Genomic DNA, 22,921 nt, shown 5'->3' on the forward strand with positions numbered 1-22,921 from the left:
ATCATGCGCTTTTAAATTCCTTCATCGATATTTCAAAATCATGAGTCAAAGTCAAATCAATAAACATATCGTGTTTAATTAATTTGTCAAAGTATGATCTTAACTTATTTACTTCCACATCTACAATTTTCTTATCATTGTCAAACTTGTAATGGCTTAAAAGCCTTAGTATCATGGAGTTTTGGGTTATAGATTCAATATCAGAAAATTCATTTTCCTCTATTAATTTTCTTGCAATTGCCTGATCATAGACGGTCAGCGACTGGAAATCGTTTTTCCAAGCAGCAATCATTCCATTATTCTTAAAATAGTTTCTGTTTATGATATAAGATTCCGGCATGTATAGCAAGTCCATAAACGATTTTAAATCCTTGCCATACGCCATTTCAAAGAATTCATAGCCAGGGGCTACAATTCCTCTGGTGGCGATTAAAATTGTTTGGATAGCACGAAGAAATTTTTTATTCCAGTGTTGTCCGACATGTTTTCTGCTTTTAGCCTCCTCGCCAAACAAGGGTACAAATTTCATCGGAAAGCTGAATATCTTAATATTCAATCGTTTCCCTAGATCAACATTGATTTTTAGGCGCTCGTAAAAATCGGCTGGTTTGTCCTTGAAATTAAATAATATGTAATTAGAAAGATCTGTCAGCCCATACTTTGCCGCCAGTTCAACTGCATTGATATACGTTTTTTTAATCCCAATATGGTCAAAGGCAAGGCGAAGTGGCCTTATTGGAATTTCTGACATTAACTTCATGTTTTCCTCGGTGACGTATCGGGCGTCTACCCCTTGGTTGAAATCTACGTATCGGGCTAACTTTCCTTGGTATCTATACTTTTCAAAATAAACATTGATTAATGGGAACGCATTTATTAAAATATTTTTTTCAGATGGAAGTTGAAGCAGATTGCTGTCTTTAAGCAATTGCTCGTATTCTGTCTTTGATTTAGATTTTATTCGGCTCGTTAATCCATGAATGAGGTTATAAGCTTCCTTAATATATACCTTGTCATTGTATCCTGTGATCAAATTGTCGATTGCAATTTTTAGCATATTGGGATAGGTAAAGGTCGCTCCCTTATAAAACCCTAAATCTTTTATTTCCTGTATTATTTCTGGAAATTTAGGCGAAGCGAGCACATTATTGTCCATCAATAACAGATTGCGTTGCTCGCCAAACATATTTCTTACGTATTCAAAAGGATTCTTCGCATCAATTTTTTCTTTATAGGTAGGCTCAAGTTTAGGTACTGAACAAAAAGCACATTTTCTAGTGCAGCCTTTGGTCATGAACGTAAAATAGGCGCTTTCCGTTGGATAGACATACTCTATTTCGTGGAGAATCGAATAGTCTAATGGAAGCTCGTCGATTATTATATCGCAGTTGTTATCTAAAGCATTGGGCTTGTCCAGTAGACCTGTGATAGGTGTAATTCCTGTCTCTTCAATTATTTCTTTAGTTAGTAAGGAGGCCATTACCCCACCGATAAATATGTTCTGTAGATTACCAGTTAAGGTCTTAGTAAATTCAATGGTTTTAATGGTAATATCCCAATAAAAAGTGAAGAGCGTAGAAACATAAATTCTATCAAAAGTATGATTGAGCTTGTCTGTAGCACAGGATTTTAGAGTAGACCTTATTAGATCTAAGTTATCCTCAAATCTCTCAACTATGTGGTCAAGAAGTTTTAGTCTTTTTGACGATATGTAGGCCTTAATTTCCTTTTCAATGTCAAACCAATTGAATTCTGGCAATACATTTTGCAATACCTCAATCGTATATGATAATCTAATTCGAAGTTCGAAAGCCTTTAGATCGCCTTTATAAAATTGAACATTATCACCTAACATTTTGTGGTAAGTAGATATTTTCATAAGTCCGATTGGTGGGTACTTATTTTTGAAATTAGGCTCAATTAAAAGTATATTTCTTGACATAGAAAGGTTAATTCTTATCTAAGATAGTAGAATTACAAGACATTTCAATTAGTTTCCCGTTTACACATAAGCGACTAAAAGTTATCGGTGGTAAATGGTTCTGATATTCTATCCCTTATTTCCCGAAGATCATTTTGGCGAACAGAAAAGATGGTGCCTTACTACCAGCCGATGAAGGTCCCCTTCATATCATTGAAGGGGAGAAACGTAAGTCCAGTAATGCAAGACAGGTTGTTTCAATTAAAGTAAGTTTCGCTGATTAATGAGATTTAGGGGACTCCAGAAAAATATTATTTTTTCCCTGCTATAACCATGGAAATCAATAAGTTTGGTTAAGGTTAATAAGTACATTATAACTCCGGAAATATCTCGTATATAATTCTGTCGAATTGGCTGTTCTGCAGTGGCTCAGCTCTCTTGAAATCGTCGATCTTTGCTTTAAGCTTTCCGCTTTTGTCCGCTAATAATTGTCTGTCGTATTGATCGAATTTTTTAAGAGCATTGATGTAAATCATTCCGAAATCTGTGCTATGTGTCAAGATATTCATAGTTAACTGCTTCAGATTGCCAAATTTATGACCTATTGACAAGTCCTTTTTAAGTGAAAGAATGGCAAATAGTATCTTTTTTATCTGCATTAGATACAAAGAGTCCTCTTTGTTCCACAACGCATTCAGGCAGTAGATGAATGCCCATCTTTCAATGTAATCTCTCTCGGATTCGGTTGCATTAAAATAGTTTTTGTCATATAAGTTGTGGAAATAACCATAGTCGACATTGCTTAAAGTATATCCCTTCCTAAATAATAGTGAAATTTTCTTATAAAATTCCCATTGGCTTTCTAGATAGATCAGGTATTCAAATATAGGTTTGCCGTCGACCACCATGTTTTTGGTGTCGACAAGGAGGTTATCCTGCTCACAGACAAATTGCAGGAAATTGGGCTTTTCGCCGGATTGGAAAAGGTCTGAGATCACCTTAACTTTAAGGCCATTAAATCCTACTTCTTTATTTAAGATCTCAATTTCCTGTTCTGTTTCAATGTATTGCAATGGGAATTCAACCGATCGGGGAATGGGCTCTACATCGTTTCTGTAAAATTCTCTCAGATATTTCAAAGCATGGCTGGCTTTGTAGGTTGCTGCATTTTTTTGATCCGTTATGGCTTGTTCGGCTTTCTGCTCGGCCAACAGTTTAGTTAAGATTTCCTTTTCTTTAATCGAATCATAAAAGAATAGCTCCATCTTTTCCGTATCGTAATTTAGCTCATCAATTCCGATGAATGCGGACACCCATTTTTCCTGGATATTGTTGTTTTTTATTGTAAAGCACTTATAATAACACTTTAAAACGAGCCGATTTTCCTTTTTAGACTTTTCCTGCGCATCTTCATCAAAGACGTAGACATTGAATGAGTTGTTATAATAAACATCTTTTTGTGTGAACTGCTGGAGGTGGCTGTCAAGCGAGAAATTTGGAAATATCCAGATCAAAAAAATTCCCCTGTCCCTGTAAAATATCGTCCTGCCGACAATTACAGAAAGAAATGTTGTCGATAGTTGCAGTTCAAAGGCAATTTTTTTGTCTGTAAGCTCTGCCATCACATCAGGTTTCTTCCACTCTTTGGATATCGCTAGATCCTTGTAGACTTTTTCGGTATGGACAGCAATTACTTTATCATCCAATTCCAGATAGTGTGCAATCTGGTTTTTTAGATGATTGTGCAGGACGCTTTCTTTCTCTCCATTATACTTGACGCACCTGATCTGTTCTTCTGTGAGATGATGATTGGTCTTAATGATGCAGTCATCACTTCTAAAAGTATGGGCCAGGTAGTAGTCTTTCCTATTGACATGCCCCCTTATGCCAATAGATTGTTTGCAGAATATACACACGTATACAGCTCTTTTTTGATGTACCTGCTGTTGAATCTGTGAACGTAGTTGGAATATCTCCGCTTCTCTTTTTAAAGGATCGCGAAAGATATCCTGTACATCAAGAATTTCCCCCGTTTCAAGGTTGAGGATAGTCTCGATGGTTCTTTTTATTTCCTTTGCCATTGGCTAGTCCAGTATGCCTTTCATGTGTTCTCCGATTGGAGAATAATTTCTTCGGCCTTTGGATTGTTTGCTCTTACCAAATATGGTTTTATCGATCCTTCCTTTGAGGTATTCTGCCAGATCATCAAAATATGCAACAGGAATATAGTTGATGCCAGAGGCATGATAACGGTTCATCAGACTTCTGTTGTGACTAGCCCAATTAAATTTTTCGCCATTACCTTCATGGTCGAATTGGATTTGTTTCCAGTCTCCATATCTTTTACTGAGGTAGCTGATATAATTTTTTTTATGCAGATCAAGCCCAAGTGACCCTTCCGGTAATGCTAGTGCAGGTTTTTTAGGTGGTTTAGATGCCTTTGGAATAAGCTTGGGAAAATATTTTATCAGAATTGATTCGTACTGTTCGGCATATTTCGCCAAAGTGTCCCATCCCCAGTAATAGAGTGGGAAAGGCAAGCGGGCTTCGTCTTGTAGTTTGCTCGTGAACTCCTGTAGTGCGCTGTCATCACGAAACGTTGATACGAATATAAACCTATTGATGTCAAACTGTAAATCGAATGCTTTTTTCAAATCTAGGTGAATATCCTCAATCAGACTTTTGCGGATCAATTCGTCCCTTTTTGTGATGTCTTTTAACTTGCACTGAATAACTGTTTTGGTTTTCGCTGAAAATATGTCTATCCCTTTTTGATTCTGTCCTTTAACACCAAAGTTCTGATATTCGGTGTTTTGAAAACTATCCGTATTCTCAATCTCGTTGAACAGGTCGCAAATGAACTCTTCAAACTTTTTTTCATTTTTTAAACGTGGTAATTGATAAAGCGCCATTTTATTTCCCTGTTTGTGATAAGGACGGTAAATTACAAAATTGTTTCATATAGCCAATTAGCAATGATGCCCGAAATCAGTTACAGCCGCGGTCTCAACTGCTCAGCATTCTATGAACATTTGTATATTGAGCTTTCGGGTTTTCATTTCCTGGAAGTTGCCGGAACTGGGTGAAGACTACCAGAAATGGTACCAACAAATTCGAGAATTTAATCTAAGTCTTGTTCCTATTCCTGTTAAACCTGAATCAGCATAAAACTCGCAGGCTAAGTTGCAAACGTTAAGATTTAAGCTTGCTATGATGTGCAGTGAACTGCATATCTAGTATATCATAGACTTTTCCAACCAGTGTTTTTAGGGTTGTGTTGGATTTGACCATTTCAGCTTTATAATCCCAGACTTTCTTGTCAGTTTCTCGCTTTATAAGAAACATCCATTTTAGTATTTGTGGGTCAGTGGTGTCACCATAGACAATATGGTACATTTCAATCCTTCTTAAGTCTTCAAAATTTATCCGTTTGCTATGGGCTACCGAGTTTCGTTCATCCCTGAATTGATCCATGAAGGTGCTAACTTCCATCAACGCATCAAAAAGCCCTCCAATGGCTTCTACTTTGTTTGTTTGCTTTCCTTTTTTATTGTCTTTGCTGACCAGCATGTTATGTGATTTGCAGCTGACGTCTTCCAAACCCATCCGCAATACCTGATTAACAAGTATCAAGAGCCGGTCTAAAACACCTGTCATTCGCAATAAATGACTCTCCAAATGGTAAATAATGTACTCAAACCGTGAAATCTTGGCTTCCTTTAATGTTTTCGAGGAACGGAAATTTGCCAGAAACACAGCTGACTGATCAAGCTGTCTCAAAATTGTATAAACTTCTGCAACGGCAAGATAGCAACCGTAGAAATACTCTTCATGTCGAAATAACTCCCTGTTTGGAGAGAACCCAGGTGTTGATTTTTTACCAGTATCAGTATCTTTGAGCAATTGTGATCCCATTGCGGTCATCTTGTTCATGAAAGCGTGGTTCTCCATATTATTAAGGGTTATCAGTTAGGATCAAAAGCGGAGTAATTTGATAAAATAAATCCTTTTTAATCGAATTTTCTTCAGCTCAACAAAATAATTTGCTCAATGATGCGTATTTATAATAGAGAGCGTTAATTTATATGAAGCTGGAATGATCGAAATGATTGTTCCAGCTTCTTTTTTGGAACTTTAAAGGGTTACACAGTTTATGCAGGCCAACTCTGGCGTACTGCGTACTTCATCTAACCTCAAATAGTGTTCATTCCCGGCATTTTTTAAGGGTCGCTCTATTGTGAATGTATAGTACCGCTCATCCACTTCTGTCACTGTGACCGGGATAGCTTTTCTCGCATCCCATGAAATCCAGGCCTCATCGCCAGCTATAAATTTCTCAACCGTCCGTTTAGTAAAATGGAGCGGCTTGACATTTTTAACAAATACGATGGGTCTTGAGGCTGACTTTTTCACAGCCGGCTTTGACACCTTCCTGACGGGATTTCCCGAGAGTTTTCTTTTCAAAAAATTTTCGTAGGTTTTCCAGGCCTTTTCCAGAGCATTCGTAGTGCCCCTTGGTTGGTCACCTATACCCAAATGATCCTTGTAAGCCTGTAAATTATCATAGGTTGGCCATCCATCGCCTTTAATGGTGAACCCACGTTTATTTGCCAGGTCTCCGAGCGGCGAATTCCTGTTTTTATGTTTTGCAAGCCAGTCAGCAAAGCTAAGCTCAAACAATCGTGAGCTTTCAAGTTCAGCTCCACCAGGCCTTTGAATAACAAGTGACTGACCGCCGCTGTTCTCCAGTTTTTCAATCGCTGCTTCCAAAGTCTCTCCTTCAGTCCAATGATGAGCTGCCTTAACATAACCAACATGTCCAGCTACGCGCGTAAGCTTGATCAAGTCGACCACGCCCCGTATCCCCGGCTGACCCGAAAGCACCCGGCTTGGCGATACATATTCATTAAGTACCTTTAAGTCAATCCCGTCTTGGTAGGGCTCTACCTTTACGCCCTCACGCTGAACTTTTTGATCGGCAAAAATCCTGCCCCTGGAATTGATGCCGTCTACTGCAAGATTCATTGCCAGAAATTCAAAGGTTGGCCATATCTTGTTAAAAAACCACTTTTCCAAAAGCATTGGGTGCTTATGACCTGTTGTCAAGCCACTAATAAATTCTTCTGAAAGCCCAAGTTCCCTGCAACGCTTTTTGATAAATGCAATAGGCTGTAAAACGATAAACTCTGCCTGGCTTATATTGGTAATCGGACTTTTTTTGTCCGCTAATAAAGCCGCGCGGGATCCATAGCCCATGTAAGCCGCGAACAATTCATGCGCGTGCGATGATTTTAATTGAAACCCAAAATGGTTTAGAGCGAATGAACGCAGAGAATCCGCGCATTCTTTTGTAATGTCGTGTTGCATAGCAATATTTTATTTTATGGCAGGACTAAAATCGGTGCCGTGAATGTTTAAAGACAACCTGTGCCAGCCGGTTATAAAATTTGCTGTTAATGGGTATGTCAATGGTTTTAAAATCTTGCCTTTCAGTCACTCACAACTGGGGAGCTTGCTTCCTATCCCGAAAGTAAAATAAAAATTTGAATAAAACAAGAATGGGAAATTGAAAATAAAACCCTAGAAGAGCATTTAAGTAGAAATCCATGCAATTTCATCCATCCTAAGTGGATATTTCGGGGGATGCTGTTATTCAGCAAATAAGGGTGTTGATTCTATTAAAGCGGTTTAAATAAACAACTTTCCCTATTTTCTGTAGATTTGTATAAATCGGAAGCTATGACAAGATATGATCAAATTAAAGAATTAATAGAGTTCAATTTGAATACTACCTTAACTGGTCTTGAAGTGATCAGGGGCGGTGTCAATGACGAAGGAGAACCCATGACCATTACCATTGAGGGAAAATATGGATTTGGAAAAACGTATAGTTTAGTTTACGAGTACGATTGGCTAAAAGAAAAGCAGGATGATGGTGAATTGAGTCGGCACCTGCTGGAAGTTCGGGAAAGCATCATCACAGAAAACAACTAGTGTGGTTTTACCAGTTTCTGTGGCCCTTGTTCTATAAATATCCTTCTGTCAATAAGCTACTTCACTGTCTTCAAGCCCAAACCGGTTATAGCTCATTTCCATTTGATAAAGTTTTGGGCTTAGTTTCTCCTTGCGTAGGAAATGCTTTATCTCCTCCCTGTGTTGCCCTGACATATTACAACCCAAATAGATTTCAGAAATAAGTTCTTTCGGATAGGTAATGATATGGTCAGCCTTATTGTTTAAAACGACCCGATATTCTTTTTCATAATCCCAGCAGGAATGCTTGCCGAAACATCTGTGGATAGTTGATCCGATGTCACGATCAATCTGGAACGTTAACCTCGGGTATTCATCCCTGTAATCAACAGGCCCGATTTTGCATCCATATTGTTGATAGGTGTTACCTATAAACGTCATCAGACCCACTGCGTCCCAACCGATACAATACCCTTTATGAAAGTTGGCGTAATGGCTCCACATCAACAGGTTATCGCTTTTTTGGGTCAGTGAAAGTATACCATAAAATTCATTGTCCATTTGATTGACCATATCTTTATTTTCCCTCCAGTGTTTTTCAGGATAAGTTTTGATGTAGTTATACCGCTCCGTTGCATCCATTAACAAGTCTATATGGGAACGTTTGTCCCGAAGCGGATGATCTCTAAGGTATTTTTGCGTAAACAGGTCAAGAGTGAAGCTCTCGTCTGTATATAGGAATGGCATCGCGTTGTCAAATGGGTCGTTGAAATGCTTAGCTGATGAAGCAAACAATTTGAACGCGGTAAGCGCCTGTGTTCCGAAATTACGTTCACTATTTATTCCCTCGTATGACCGGTATTTATAAATCGTTTCTGGGAGAGATAACTCATTGGCATTCATAATTTAGATAATATTTTTTGACTAAAAGCTGAGTTTATTTTTTAATTGATTGTTTAAACAGTTGCCTTAGTTTCGACTGTTTTTCATGACCCAGGATTTGGTGAAGTTGAGCTTCGTAAACAGGTAGTAGAGACTCTAGGAATTTGTGTAGAAGTTTCTCATTTTCCTTGATGATCAAATCAATTAATTCCACTTTTTGTTTTTTGAATTCAATCAGCTTATAACGGGTCAAAGCAGGCGGAAACATTTTTTTTAGATCTTCGTTCATTTTTAAACCTTTCGCTTCCTCTTTATAGAAGAAGACGCCATAATACAAATCAATTTTGTCCTTTTCTTCATCTTCATAGTAGCCCCTATGGCTGTTCAAATGTCTTAGCCCAATTAGATTTTCGAAGGTCTTAAAATAGGTATGTGCAAATTTCATAGGCTTTTCGGTAGCGTCTAACTTCTTTGTGAGATTTGGCCATCTGCATTTCATCTCAGGAAGATTTAAGCTAAAGACCTCATTGATCATTAATAACATAATCTCATGAATGGTATGTACCTTATGATACAATGCCTCCATGTGATATTGTATGTATTCCAGCTGAGAAATGCCCTGAGACATGTAGTGTTTACGAAAGGGATATCGGTTGACATATAGTCTGATATGAAGCAGCTGTTCACTGGTTGTGGCTAATCTCGACTGGATGCGAAAAATTCTGGTTGTATATTTCTCATCCTCTTCCAATAAATGGTGATTATTTTCGCCTTGCACATAACCCGGCCTTTTATCGAAATCCTTTTGCGCACCAGTGAGGTCTTCCTGCAGGCGCTCGGAAAAATAATTCATGAGAAAGTCATTCTTCCCGTATGTGAAGATTACCTTTTCACCACCACTGTTAATCTCTATCATGGTCTATATTGGAATTTGAGCAATAATATGTGCTTGCTAATGATTACTTAAAAAGCAATTTGCGCAATTACTTGAAACTAAGTTAGGCGTTTGAATCGTAAGTGCAGCAGATGTTGAAATCTCTAGCCCTAATCCTACGGGGCAGAAGTAAATTTTGGACTCAAAAAATTATAATTGCAAATCCACGATTCTACGCAAACCAGTCAGGAAATGTTTCGATATTTGCATAATTCTTACCAGAGTAGCGTGGAAGTTGTGGAGAATATTGCAATCTATATAAATGGTTCGTAAAATTTTGATTTCCAAATATATGGGCATTATTCGCTAATTTGCTCAGCCAAAAGTCAGTCAATTTCCATTTTGTAGCTTTCTAACATAAATCGAAGACTTTCAAATTTTGGCAGACGGAAATATTTCCTACATTTGTTACGGATGAAATACCTAGCCATCATATTCAGCCTTTATATGGCCCTTCTTACACTGATGCCATGTCAGGATAAGGAGGATTTTAGCGGTGCAAATACAAATGTTTCAACCATCGGGAAACAAGCAAAAGGTGTTGAACATACTGGACTTGAAACCTGTCCTCCATTTTGTACCTGTTCATGCTGTTCAGTTTCACGGGATTTTATCCCATCTAAGACTTTTGGTGTAGTTGTTTATCAAGTTCAACCACAGTATGCCGAATATAGGATGCCAGTAATCGCCGAGCAGATCTTGGAGATCTACCAGCCTCCCCAAATTGCCTAATACGTAAATTCTAATTGTTGCCTTCCAGATTTTCTGTTAGGCTATCTCTACGTATTAATAAAATTTCCATGTTTGAAAAAATAATCTCGTTCTCCATAAAGAACAAAATAACTATTGGCCTAGCAACCCTTGCGTTAGTATTGATAGGCATTTACTCTGCCTATCATCTACCAATCGATGCCCAACCTGATATTACAAATAATCAGGTTCAAATTATTACCCAGGCACCCAGCCTTGGAGCCCAGGAAGTTGAGCAATTTATCACGGCTCCCATTGAGCTTTCGATGGCAAATATATCGGGCATTATAGAAAAACGTTCTATTTCCCGATCTGGAATATCTGTAATCACAATCGTATTCAAGGACAACGTCGATATCTATTGGGCAAGGTCACAAGTAAATGCACAGCTCAAAGAAGCAGAGAATTCTATACCATCCGGCTTGGGCGAACCGATGCTTGCACCGATTACAACAGGACTCGGAGAGATATACCAATATGTGATCCACACGAAAAAAGGGTATGAAAACAAATACTCAGCTACCGACCTAAGAACCTTACAGGATTGGTTGGTAAGAACACAACTTGCAGGAACGGTTGGTGTTGCAGAGGTGAGTGGCTGGGGCGGATATGTGAAGCAGTATGAAATTGCCTTGGACAATGACAAGCTTAATTCTTTAGGGATCACCATTCCAGAAATCTATGAATCCCTTGAAAAAAACAATGAAAATACTGGCGGTTCATATATCGAACAACAAAAAAATGCCTATTTCATCCGAGGTCTTGGACAGGTTCAAAATCTTGAAGACATCCGAAAAATTGTTGTCAAAAATATAGGAGGTACACCAATTCTGATCCGAGACGTTGCCATTGTACAATTTGGAAGTGCTACACGATACGGAGCAGTTACCCGTAATGGCGAGGGTGAAGTTGTAGCAGGCGTAACCTTGATGCTCAAGGGCGAAAACTTCAGCGAGGTCATTAAAAATGTTAAGGAAAGAATGTCCCAAGTCCAAAAGTCATTGCCAGAGGGTGTAGTCATAGAGCCATTTATCGATCGTACCGAACTTGTAGGCCGTGCAATCGGAACGGTTAAACAGAACCTTTTAGAAGGTGCACTGATTGTGGTATTTGTACTCGTTCTCTTATTGGGAAATTGGCGTGCTGGACTGGTAGTGGCATCAGTAATACCACTTGCCATGCTTTTTGCCTTTTCTATGATGCAGCTATTTGGCGTTTCTGGAAACCTGATGAGCTTAGGGGCTATCGATTTTGGGCTCATTGTAGATGGTGCTGTTATCATTGTTGAAAGTGTGGTGCACCACATTACAACTGGCAGATACAGGAAGGAAGGGATTTTGAAGCTTACTTCAGCACAAATGGACAGTGAGGTTAAAGAAAGTGCAAGTAAGCTTATGAAGTCTGCTGCATTTGGGCAAATCATTATCCTCATTGTTTATCTACCATTATTATCTCTTATCGGGATAGAAGGCAAAATGTTCAAGCCTATGGCACAGACTGTAGCATTTGCAATCTTGGGTGCCTTCATCCTGTCTTTGACATACGTGCCAATGGCTAGTGCGCTTTTTCTAAGTAAGAATACTACTCCGAAACGAAATATTTCCGATAGGTTGATAGAATTTTTGCAGCGGATATATCAACGTGCCCTTACTGGTATTTTAAAAGTGAAAAAACTAACTGTTGGCTTGATAGTATTAATATTCGCCATTTCTATATGGGCATTCTCAAATATGGGTGGAGAATTCATTCCCACTTTAGAAGAAGGAGATTTAACTGTGGAAATTTCAATGGCACAGGGCACATCACTTACAGAGGTTGTAAGTACATTCGGCAAGGCAGAAAAAATACTGAAGAGTAAATTTCCAGAGATCAAACAGGCGGTAACACGTATCGGAAGTTCGGAAATTCCAACCGATCCAATGCCAATGGAAAGAGGAGATATGATGCTTTCAATGAAACCAAAAAAAGAATGGAAATCAGCAGGTTCGCGAGAAGAAATGATGGAGAAAATGGAAGAAAAACTTTCCCTGATCCCAGGAATAAATGTTGAGATTTCCCAGCCTATGCAAATGCGGTTTAATGAACTGATGACGGGCATAAGACAAGATGTGGCTATTAAAATCTATGGCAATGACCTTGAGGTGCTGGCAGTACAAGCAAATAAAATAGCAAAAATAATTTCTCCGGTAGAAGGTGTTGATGAGCCATTCATAGAAAAGGTAGATGGCCTTCCACAGATACAGGTTTCTTATGACCGTGATAAAATGGCTCAATATGGACTTAATATTGGCGATGTAAATATGATTCTTAAAACAGCTTTTGCAGGTAGTGTTACAGGAGTTGTATTTGAAGGAGAAAAACGTTTCGATATGGTAATTAGGCTGAACAGGGAACTTCGCGAAAATATTGCTGGAGTAGAAAATCTATTAGTTCCCCTGCCATCAGGGAACAAAGTCCCTCTTAATCAAGTTGCTTCCATTGACTTCAAAGATGCGCCTGCCCAGATTTCAAGAGAAGGTGGAAACAGAAGAATATATGTTGGGTTTAATGTTAAGGGAAGAGATGTGGAAACTACCGTTAAGGAAATACAGGAAAAACTAGATAGCGAACTTAAGCTGCCTAGCGGATATTATATTACTTATGGTGGTCAGTTCCAAAACCTGCAGGCTGCCAAAACCAGACTATCTATTGCAGTTCCGGCAGCCCTAATTCTAATCCTGTTATTGTTGTATGTGACTTTCAGGTCTGTAAAAGATAGCCTACTTATTTTTACCGCTGTTCCGCTTGCATCAATTGGAGGAATAGCGGCACTTTTACTGCGTGGAATGCCATTCAGCATTTCCGCTGGAGTCGGTTTTATTGCTCTTTTTGGCGTTGCAGTACTCAACGGCATAGTACTTATCGGATATTTCAACCAACTTCGGGACGAAGGAATGACTGATATTTACCAACGTGTATTGGAGGGAACAAAAACAAGATTACGTCCCGTACTGATGACAGCTTGCGTAGCTTCACTTGGATTTCTGCCGATGGCATTATCATCAAGTGCAGGTGCCGAAGTTCAAAAGCCACTGGCAACAGTGGTTATCGGGGGGCTGATTACGGCAACTTTATTGACCTTATTTGTACTACCATGTCTTTACCTTTTGTTCAACAAAAAAGAGCGCATTAAGGTTTCTATTCCAAAACCAATTGCTTTATTATTTATCATAGGTTTTCTTTCGTGTTTCGCAGTTCCATCAAAGGCACAGCAAACTGAGCTATTGACATTGGATAGCGCCATTTCAAAGGCTTTGAAGCAAAATATACAGTTAAAGACTTCAAGGCTTACCATAGAACAGTCACGCTCGCTCCAAAAATCTGCTACCGATATTCCAAAAACAGAGTTGCTACTGACCCAGGATCCAACAAGCGGGGGAAACATGGATAATTCCATAGGCATCAGCCAGAATATTGCATGGCCCGGGCTTTATAAGAATAACCGTAAGCTATTGAACCAACAAACAATTTTGGCAGAACGGACCAATCGTTCCCTAGAATCGGAAATAATCAGAAATGTTAAAAATGCATGGTATAGTTATCTTTTGAACAGAGAAACTATGCGTGTGCTGAAGTTTCAAGATAGTATCTATAGCAATTTTGTAAAGAAGGCAGAAATAAGATTAAAAGCTGGAGAAACATCAAAATTGGAACTGATCAGTGCAACTACAAAGTTCCAAGAAGTGCAAGCGCTAAAAACCAATGCAGAAGCAGAGCTGAAAAATAGTGAATCCACTTTAAAACAGCTATTAAATATTGATGGTGCTTTGCAAGTAGCTGAAGAAAATCTTATTGCTACTTTACCTGTTATGACTATGATTGACCCTTCAGCAAACTTGCAAACTAGAATTGAAATGCAAAACATAGAAGTTGCAAACTCTAGACTTGCAGTTGAAAGATCAAAATCATTGCCCGAACTAACTGTGGGATATAGCCAGCAATTGGTGATTTCTGGTTTTAATCCCGCAAATATTTCGAGAACCTATTCACCTGGCACACGTATAGCTGGGATCCAACTGGGTGTTTCAGTTCCAATTTTTAATGGTGCAAACCGTTCAAGGATAAACGCAGAGAAAATTGGTGTCGAAATTGCCAAGTCCAATCTTGAAAACACACAGTCTCAGATCATCTTGGCCTATAAACAGGAACTTGAACATTATAACACGTTCAAAAAACTGGTTGATTATTATAAAAGCTCAGGACTTAAATTGGCCGATGAACAGTCGAGAATTGCCCAAGTTTCGTTCAATCTTGGAGAAATTGGATATATAGAGTACATACAACATATATCTGGTGCCGTTCAGACCAAGCTTGCCTACATCGAGGCGCTAAGCCAGCTTAATCAATCTGCTATTCAATTACAATATTTAAAAGGAAACTAAAATGTATCAGTCTAAAATAAAATACCTCTTTTCTGTCTTAATCATGCTGTTTGTGGCATGTTCAAATGGTCAAAAAGAAAATGCAAAAAGGGAGGCTCCTACTGAGGAGGCAAATGAAGAAACAAGTGGTCTTGAACTTACAAGCGAGCAAATGAAAACCGTTGGGATTACCATCGGTGAAATCGAACAGAAGAACTTAGACGCTGTTGTTAAGGCGAATGGGCAATTAGCTGTTCCGCCTCAGAATAAGGCGGATGTAAGCATCCTTTCAGGAGGAATTATTACCCGAATTAACGTGCTAGAGGGACAACAAGTAAGAAAAGGACAGGTGCTGGCTACAATCAACAATCAGGATTTGATTAAAATTCAGCAGGATTATTTGGCGAGTATGAATAGCTTCACCTATGTACAGGCAGAGTATGAACGTCAAAAACAATTACAGGCCGCTGATGCTGGAACGGGTAAATCATTTCAATCTGCACAAGCGACCTACAATGCTGAAAAGTCAAGATTGCACGCCTACGAAAGCCAGCTTCAACAACTTGGGGTTTCTCCATCTAGTATTGCTAAGGGCAAGATTGTTTCCCAATTCCCCGTGCTATCTCCAATTAACGGTACAGTTGGTCAGATTACGGCAAATACAGGGGCGTTTGTTCAGCCCGGCACATCAATTATGGAAGTTGTAGATAACTCAAAGATACATTGCGACCTTACTGTATTTGAGAAAGATCTGATGGCTGTACGTGTTGGACAGAAAGTAAGTTTCCAATTGACCAATCAAGAAAACCAATTGATCAGCGGACGAATTAATGGTATCAATAAATCATTTGAGAATGAAAGCAAAGGTGTGATTGTTCATGCGGTTATTGATAATGTGGGAAATAAGAACTTAATCCCTGGCATGTATGTTACAGCACTGATCAGTACGGGAAGCAAACTTACGGCGGCACTTCCTGTTGATGCGGTTGTTCGATCAGAGGGAAAACAATATATTTTTGTCGTAACAAGCGAAAAAGAAAGTAAGGCAAACGTCTTCCATTTTGTAAAAACAGAGGTGAAAACTGGTGTTGTTGAGCAGGGATATGTTCAAATTATCTTCCTTGAAGAGTTGCCAAAAAATGCTAAGGTAATAACAAAGGGCGCATTTTATCTCCAGTCAAAATCAGCTGGTGGAGCGGAAGAAGAATAATGAAACACTTAGAGTCTAAACTTACAGAAAAAAATATAAAGCCAACCGCTATGCGGTTGGTTGTTCTGGATTTTTTGCTTGGGCAATCATCTGCCCAGAGCCTTACAGATATGGAACTCAAAATGGAGCGTACCGATAGGGTTACGCTTTACAGAACCATAAGGACTTTTGAAGAAAATGGGCTGGTGCATCGAATTGAAGACGGAAGTGGTATTACCAAATTTGCACTTTGTGCATCAGGATGTGATATAGAAGGACACCATGATCTCCATCTGCATTTTTATTGTACCGAATGCAGGGAAACTCATTGCCTTCCAAAAACGATTATACCGGAGATTAAATTACCCAAGGGGTATCAGTCTTTAGAAACCCAACTGATTGTTAAAGGAATATGTGGAAACTGTGGAAGCTAATGTTTGCAATACGATTGCACAGATTATGGTTTAATTTTGTTATTAATTAAAAACATGGATAATCAATTCGAAAATATCGACGTGGAATTAAAAGATCTGAAGCCTGCGGTTAAGGTAAAAGTATTAGAAATTTTAGAGGCCATGTCAGAAGAAATGAAGGCAGATCGAAGGTCAGCTTTAAAAAATGCGATTGAGCAGGCAGAAAACTGGTTCATGGATTCTGAGGGATAAATATTAAATACCGTTATGAAAGACTGTTGCGAAAACGACGATAAGAAAAACGTAAAGACCAAGCACCCTGTTAAGGATGCAAAGGCTTTGCCAAAAATAAAGAAACCTGAACATTCAGATGAAGAAGAGGACGAACATGACCATGGCCATGCTGATCCACATAAGCCGCAGTGGAAGCAACATCTTGGCCTATTAATAGGACTTTTAATCTTGGTCTGTGTATTGGTTATGGACTATGGCTTTGGCGTTAAGCTTTCCAAATGGGTTTCACTTGGCGTGAATAGTGTAGCCTTTTTGTTGGCAGGTTGGAGTGTACTAGGCTTGGCATTTCGCAAGGCAATTAGAGGCGATATTTTCAATGAATTTGTGTTGATGAGCGTTGCCACCTTAGGTGCATTCTATATTGGCGAATATTCAGAGGGAGTAGCTGTAATGGTATTTTACTCCATTGGAGAGTGGTTTCAGGATTCGGCTGTTGACCGGGCAACCGCGAGCATCAAAGCACTTCTAGATATTAGGCCTGACGAAGTGACGGTGATAAGGGACGAAAAAGCCCAGGTCGTTCCGTCGGCGGAAGTAAAACTGGGAGAAATTATTCAGGTTAAGGCGGGTGAAAAAGTAGCACTTGATGGCAAACTTGTTTCGGATAAAGGCTCTTTTAATACTGCCGCACTCACAGGTGAAAGTCGCCCAGATAGTAAATATAAAGGCGAAGCAGTTCTTGCCGGAATGATCAACTTAAATACAGTTTCGGAAATTGAAGTAACGGCTCTATTTAAGGATAGCAAATTGAGCAAGATATTAGAGATGGTACAGGATGCTTCTGCGAGAAAATCACAGACCCAGCTTTTCATCTCAAAATTTGCAAAAATTTATACTCCGATAGTGTTCTTTCTAGCACTAGCTCTGGCTCTAGTTCCCTATTTTGTAGTAGAGAATTATGTTTTCAACGATTGGTTGTACAGGGCCCTTGTTTTCCTTGTAATCAGTTGTCCTTGTGCACTTGTGGTTTCTATTCCGCTGGGATATTTCGGTGGTATTGGGCTAGCTTCCAAAAATGGAATCTTATTTAAGGGCGGAAACTTCTTGGACGTGATGACAAAGATCAACACAATTGTAATGGACAAGACTGGTACGCTTACAAAAGGAGTCTTCAAGGTCCAGAAGGTAGTACCTGAGGGAATTACTGAAAAGGAATTGGTTAAGCTCGCGGCAATACTCGAAAAAAATTCAACACATCCAGTTGGACAGGCCATTATTGAATATGCCGGAAAAGAAGCTGATAGCGGGAAAGCAACTGCTGTGGAAGAAATTTCAGGACATGGTTTGAGAGGAAAAGTGGATGGCAAAGAAGTGTTAGCGGGAAATATAAAATTACTGAAAAAATATAAGGTAGATTATCCAAAAGAGGTCGAAGAAATTGTAGATACTATAGTGGTAATTGCGATCAATAAAAAATACGCTGGCTATATTACCATTGCAGATGAAATTAAGGAAGATGCATCTAAGGGAATTAAAATGATGCATGACCTTAATATTAGAACGGTAATGCTATCTGGCGACAAACAATCAGTAGTAGATCAGGTAGCGAAAAAACTGGGGATTGACGAGGCGTTTGGCGACCTGTTGCCAGAGGGAAAGGTTGAAAAGGTTGAGGCGCTGATAAAAGAAGGTAGGCATATTGCATTTGTTGGCGACGGTGTCAATGATGCACCTGTTATTGCTCTTGCTGATGCAGGAATTGCAATGGGCGGTTTGGGAAGTGATGCGGCAATTGAAACAGCTGATATTGTAATCCAGAATGATCAAATTGTGAAGATTGTTTTAGCATTGAAGATTGGAAAACTTACACGCAACATTGTTTGGCAGAACATCATCCTTGCGATGGCAGTAAAGGTTGCGGTGCTTTCGCTGGGTGCCTTTGGTGTTGCTAATCTTTGGGAAGCTGTAATCGCAGATGTGGGCGTAGCATTTCTGGCGATATTAAATGCAATCAGGATCCAGCGTAAGCACATCTAGTCTAGCAATTGCCATGGTCAAAAAGCTTAAAAGCAGAAAGCTTTCGAGAAGAAAGCCAACAACCGCTTACATCGTAAAAATGACTTTATTTTGGATGATGTGGATTATTCTTGGCATCGCAGTAATGATGAAACTGTTGCACGTTTTTAAAGTGCATATTTTCAACTGATAACCAGTTCACTAAATAAGTTTGGAATAAAAAAGCCGGGGAGTACCCGGCTTTTCACTGTTATTTACAGGTCTTTTTGCATTCGCCTGATGCTTTACATGCCTTGCTACAGGTATCCATGCAGTTTGGCTTTCCACAAGTTTTTGAACACTTTGTGCAACTGTTCATCTTGCTATTACAGCAAGGGGTGTTAGCATAAGAAATAGAAAATATAGATAATGACATCACCATTGTGGCGAAAAGAAACTTTTTCATGATTTTTGATTTAAATGTTTAATAATATTTACGGGTACTGGTAGATGTACGGAGTTATTATTAAGCTTTTGGAGGGTGCCAACCAGTCTGTGTATATCCACTAACAATACCAATTGTTGCAAGTGGCGTAGACTTAACGTTGCCCAATGTAAAAATACCTTGGAACAGTAGCTGTTCAGATATGATGAAACCACACTGGCTGCAAGATGCCATTCTATTGCACGCCTTACTATCACATCCACTGTTCTTGCTGGTTTGTTTTTCGAGGTTGCAAGATCCTTGCTTACAGCAACCCGAAACCGAAGTTGAACGCATAATTGCACCATTCCCCTGAAGAGATGAAAGCAGCAAAATGCAGGCAACCAGAAGTAAGGCGATCGGCTTCATAAAACAAATAACGTAATTGTATTCCAATAAGATTGAATTCCAATTAAAATACTTTGGCTTAAAGGGAATTGTGACAAAAATATGTAGCAATAATGTATTGAAATTTTATGAAGATACAGTCAATCTTAAATCAGATAACTATTGTGGAATTATACAACTTTTTCACAAAATCCTGTAAAATTCAAAGACCAATGTCTCCTTAACTTTGCTTAATCAAACATTGGATAATGAAAATGCAAAACGATATACAAACCCTTTCCCTCCCAGTTCTGGGGATGACCTGTGCTGCCTGTGCAAACAGCGTGGAAAGTATGATAGGCGCTCAGCAGGGAGTTGAGAAAGCAGAGGTCAATTATGCCACCCAGACGGTGAAGGTTTCCTATCATCCGGAACAGGTGCAGCCAACCGCTTTCCAAAAAGCGGTACAGTCGATAGGCTATGATCTGATCATGGATACTGAAAGCGGTAAAAAAAAGCAGGAAGAAGTACAGCAAAAAAACTATAGTTCGCTAAAGAAACGCATGATAGCATCTGGAATACTTACACTACCAGTAGTAGCCATTGGGATGTTCTTTATGGATATCCAATATGCGAACTACTATATGTTGGCACTGACTACACCAGTACTTTTTATTTTTGGAAAAAGCTTCTTTGTTAACGCCTTGAAACAGGCAAGGCATGGTAGGGCAAATATGGATACCCTTGTTGCCTTGAGTACTGGCATCGCATACTTTTTCAGTCTCTTCAATACACTATATCCAGAATTCTGGCACCAAAGGGGGCTTCATCCACATGTTTATTATGAAGCCGCCGCTGTAGTCATCGTATTTATCATGCTTGGGAAATTGCTCGAGGAACGTGCAAAATCTAACACCTCTTCCGCCATCAAAAAACTGATCGGACTACAGCCAAAGACGGTACTTATTATTGCAGAAAATGGAGAGAAGGAAATTCCGCTCTCTGATATTTCAATCGGTGATAAAATACTTGTGCGTTCTGGGGAAAAAATTCCTGTTGATGGCGAAATCTATGAAGGCACTTCCTATGTAGATGAAAGCATGATTTCGGGAGAACCTGTAGCGGTCTCTAAGAATATAGGAGATCAAGTCTTTGCAGGAACTATAAATCAAAAAGGAAGCTTCCGATTTGTAGCCCAAAAGGTCGGTGGCGAAACCATGCTTGCACAGATCATAAAAATGGTGCAGGATGCCCAAGGCTCTAAAGCCCCGGTACAAAAGCTCGTAGATAAAATTGCAGGGATATTTGTTCCAATTGTGATTGGCATCGCACTTCTTACACTTGTAATATGGATATTGGTTGGTGGTGAAAATGCCCTCACCCAAGGAATGCTGGCTATGGTCACCGTTTTGGTAATTGCCTGTCCCTGTGCCCTTGGCCTTGCAACTCCGACAGCGATTATGGTTGGCGTTGGCAAAGGTGCAGAAAATGGGATATTGATCAAAGATGCCGAAGCGCTGGAACTTGGACATAAGGTTAACGCAGTTGTTCTAGATAAGACCGGAACCCTTACAAAAGGCAAGCCTGAAGTAACAGAACTCAATTGGCAAAACGTAACAGATATTGACAAGCAAAAACTTATCGGTATCCTATTTGCACTTGAACAGCAATCTGAACATCCGCTTGCGGAAGCCATAGTTCGGCATCTGCAAACAGGGAATGTTAACCCAGTCAAGGTTACGGGCTTTGAAAGCCTTACTGGTAAAGGTGTACAAGCTACATTCGAAGGACAAAGGTACTGGGCAGGCAGCCATAAAATTTTAAAAGATTCTGGTATCGAAATTGAAGGGAATTTAGAGAAATCCGTGACCAGGCTTCAAGAACAAGCGAAGACGGTAATCTATTTTACCGATGAAAACAAGGTACTAGCTACCATTGCCATTGCTGATCAGGTCAAAGAGGGTTCTGCCCGTGCCGTCTCAGAACTTTTAAAGCGGAATATTGTGGTCTACATGCTTACTGGAGATAACGGGCAAACTGCCGCTGCCGTTGCGAAACAAGTTGGAATTAAAGATTTCAGAGCTGAAGTATTGCCATCTGATAAGGCCGATTTCGTTAAGGAACTTCAATCACAGGGGAAAATAGTTGCCATGATCGGTGATGGCATCAACGATAGCCACGCCCTGGCACAGGCAGATGTCTCGATCGCAATGGGCAAAGGATCAGATATTGCAATCGATGTTGCCAAGATTACCTTGGTTTCATCTGACCTTTTACAGGTACCCAAGGCACTTAGGTTATCTAAACTTACCGTTAGGACTGTACGCCAAAATCTATTTTGGGCATTTATTTATAACCTTATCGGTATCCCGATTGCTGCAGGAATTTTGTATCCGCTTAACGGCTTCCTTTTAAATCCTATGATTGCAGGTGCTGCAATGGCATTAAGCTCGGTCTCGGTGGTAAGCAACAGCCTTCGGTTAAAATTTTCTAAACTTATATAAACAATCACAATCATGGAAACATTAAAATTCAAAACAAATATCAAATGTGGTGGCTGTATAGCTGCCGTTACTCCTCACCTGAACAATCTTTCAGCTATTAAAAAATGGGAAGTTGACACGCAGAACCCCGACAAGATATTAACGGTGGAGGTAAAGCAGGGAATCGATACCGATCAGATCATCGACACGCTTGAAGAGGCTGGTTACAAGGCAGAAAAAATTTAATCCGGTTTTCATTTTGGCAAGAACATCATTTGGCTATCAATTTGATGGTCTTGCCGTTGATAATTATGCCGTTGAAACAAAGCGTATATTAGCATTTAATCTAACCTATTAGTATGTTGTTATCAATAAAAAACATGGTGTGTGACCGTTGTATTTCGGTAGTAACACAACAGCTTCAGCACCACGATCTTCAGGTTGAGGATATTTCACTTGGACAGGCCATTGTGTCTCCCGAACCATCGGAGGAAATGTTGAGTAAAATTTCCGCTTCCCTTAAAATTTTGGGATTTGAACTTATCAATAGGGACAAGGATAAGCTGGTTGAACGGATCAAAAACATCATTGTTGAACTAATACACCACTCTACACAACCAGAATTTCACGTCTTATTCAGTGAGGTGCTCAGCGACCGATTGCACCGGGATTATGGTTACTTAAGTAGGTTGTTTTCGGAAAGTGAAGATATCACGATCGAAAAATTTATTATCCAGCAGAAAATTGAAAAAGTTAAGGAACTCCTTCAATATGGGGAGCTGAACTTAAATGAGATTGCCTGGCAAATGGGTTATAGCAGTAGTGCACACTTGTCCAATCAGTTCAAGTCTGTAACTGGTATATCCCCAAGGGAGTTCAGATCACTAGAAGTAAATAACCGAAAGCCACTGGATAGTATATAACAGATATGATTTT

17 protein-coding genes are annotated in these 22,921 nt (G+C 39.4%); 10 read left to right on the forward strand and 7 right to left on the reverse strand.

Annotation, left to right across the window (positions count from 1 at the left end):
• Position 1: 1 nt before the first annotated feature.
• The 5 genes from WC622_RS02720 to WC622_RS02740 form a co-directional block, all read right to left on the reverse strand.
• Positions 2–1,942 carry a hypothetical protein gene (locus WC622_RS02720; protein WP_372817036.1) on the reverse strand — a complete coding sequence of 647 codons (1,941 nt, stop codon included), beginning with the start codon at positions 1,940–1,942 and terminating at the stop codon, positions 2–4.
• A gap of 350 nt (positions 1,943–2,292) precedes the next feature.
• Positions 2,293–4,002 carry a DUF6035 family protein gene (locus WC622_RS02725; protein WP_372817038.1) on the reverse strand — a complete coding sequence of 570 codons (1,710 nt, stop codon included), beginning with the start codon at positions 4,000–4,002 and terminating at the stop codon, positions 2,293–2,295.
• Positions 4,003–4,005: 3 nt separating this feature from the next.
• Positions 4,006–4,833 (reverse strand): endonuclease, encoded by an 828-nt coding sequence (locus WC622_RS02730; protein ID WP_372817040.1) that lies wholly within the window; start codon positions 4,831–4,833, stop codon positions 4,006–4,008.
• Between the two features lie 280 nt (positions 4,834–5,113).
• Complete coding sequence (locus tag WC622_RS02735; RefSeq protein ID WP_372817042.1) at positions 5,114–5,872, reverse strand: Cthe_2314 family HEPN domain-containing protein; 759 nt, start codon at positions 5,870–5,872, stop codon at positions 5,114–5,116.
• Between the two features lie 183 nt (positions 5,873–6,055).
• The gene (locus WC622_RS02740; protein WP_372817044.1) at positions 6,056–7,288 is read right to left on the reverse strand and encodes a hypothetical protein; all 1,233 of its coding nucleotides are present in this window, start codon (positions 7,286–7,288) and stop codon (positions 6,056–6,058) included.
• Between the two features lie 372 nt (positions 7,289–7,660).
• On the opposite strand from WC622_RS02740, the gene WC622_RS02745 reads away from it, so the two are divergent.
• Complete coding sequence (locus tag WC622_RS02745; RefSeq protein ID WP_372817046.1) at positions 7,661–7,915, forward strand: hypothetical protein; 255 nt, start codon at positions 7,661–7,663, stop codon at positions 7,913–7,915.
• Between the two features lie 48 nt (positions 7,916–7,963).
• Here the strand turns inward: WC622_RS02745 and WC622_RS02750 are convergent, their stop codons facing one another.
• Both WC622_RS02750 and WC622_RS02755 read right to left on the reverse strand, forming a co-directional pair.
• Complete coding sequence (locus tag WC622_RS02750; RefSeq protein ID WP_372817048.1) at positions 7,964–8,797, reverse strand: DUF2971 domain-containing protein; 834 nt, start codon at positions 8,795–8,797, stop codon at positions 7,964–7,966.
• 34 nt (positions 8,798–8,831) lie between these two features.
• Entirely contained in the window at positions 8,832–9,692 is an 861-nt protein-coding gene (locus tag WC622_RS02755; protein ID WP_372817050.1) for a Cthe_2314 family HEPN domain-containing protein, read from the reverse strand.
• 432 nt (positions 9,693–10,124) lie between these two features.
• Between WC622_RS02755 and WC622_RS02760 the strand changes: the two genes are divergently transcribed.
• The 9 genes from WC622_RS02760 to WC622_RS02800 all read left to right on the forward strand — a co-directional run bounded on the left by WC622_RS02760 (position 10,125) and on the right by WC622_RS02800 (position 22,908).
• Positions 10,125–10,442, forward strand: a complete 318-nt coding sequence (locus WC622_RS02760) for a DUF6660 family protein (RefSeq protein WP_372817052.1) — start codon at positions 10,125–10,127, stop codon at positions 10,440–10,442.
• Positions 10,443–10,510: 68 nt separating this feature from the next.
• Positions 10,511–14,881, forward strand: a complete 4,371-nt coding sequence (locus WC622_RS02765) for a CusA/CzcA family heavy metal efflux RND transporter (RefSeq protein ID WP_372817054.1) — start codon at positions 10,511–10,513, stop codon at positions 14,879–14,881.
• Position 14,882: 1 nt separating this feature from the next.
• The gene (locus tag WC622_RS02770) at positions 14,883–16,070 is read left to right on the forward strand and encodes an efflux RND transporter periplasmic adaptor subunit (RefSeq protein WP_372817056.1); all 1,188 of its coding nucleotides are present in this window, start codon (positions 14,883–14,885) and stop codon (positions 16,068–16,070) included.
• Positions 16,070–16,483, forward strand: coding sequence for a Fur family transcriptional regulator (locus WC622_RS02775; RefSeq protein WP_372817058.1), 414 nt, complete (start codon positions 16,070–16,072; stop codon positions 16,481–16,483). The genes WC622_RS02770 and WC622_RS02775 overlap by 1 nt, the downstream gene beginning before the upstream one ends.
• Positions 16,484–16,537: 54 nt before the next feature.
• A complete protein-coding gene (locus tag WC622_RS02780; protein WP_372817060.1) occupies positions 16,538–16,714 on the forward strand; it encodes a hypothetical protein in 177 nt (58 codons plus the stop codon).
• Positions 16,715–16,729: 15 nt separating this feature from the next.
• Entirely contained in the window at positions 16,730–18,733 is a 2,004-nt protein-coding gene (locus WC622_RS02785) for a heavy metal translocating P-type ATPase (protein WP_372817062.1), read from the forward strand.
• Positions 18,734–19,771: 1,038 nt separating this feature from the next.
• Positions 19,772–22,006, forward strand: coding sequence for a heavy metal translocating P-type ATPase (locus tag WC622_RS02790; RefSeq protein ID WP_372817064.1), 2,235 nt, complete (start codon positions 19,772–19,774; stop codon positions 22,004–22,006).
• A gap of 12 nt (positions 22,007–22,018) precedes the next feature.
• Positions 22,019–22,231, forward strand: a complete 213-nt coding sequence (locus WC622_RS02795; protein ID WP_372817066.1) for a heavy-metal-associated domain-containing protein — start codon at positions 22,019–22,021, stop codon at positions 22,229–22,231.
• A 113-nt stretch (positions 22,232–22,344) separates the two neighbouring features.
• Complete coding sequence (locus WC622_RS02800; protein ID WP_090993203.1) at positions 22,345–22,908, forward strand: AraC family transcriptional regulator; 564 nt, start codon at positions 22,345–22,347, stop codon at positions 22,906–22,908.
• Positions 22,909–22,921: the final 13 nt, after the last annotated feature.

Source organism: Pedobacter sp., from assembly GCF_041662865.1.
In the GTDB taxonomy this organism is placed as follows: domain Bacteria; phylum Bacteroidota; class Bacteroidia; order Sphingobacteriales; family Sphingobacteriaceae; genus Pedobacter.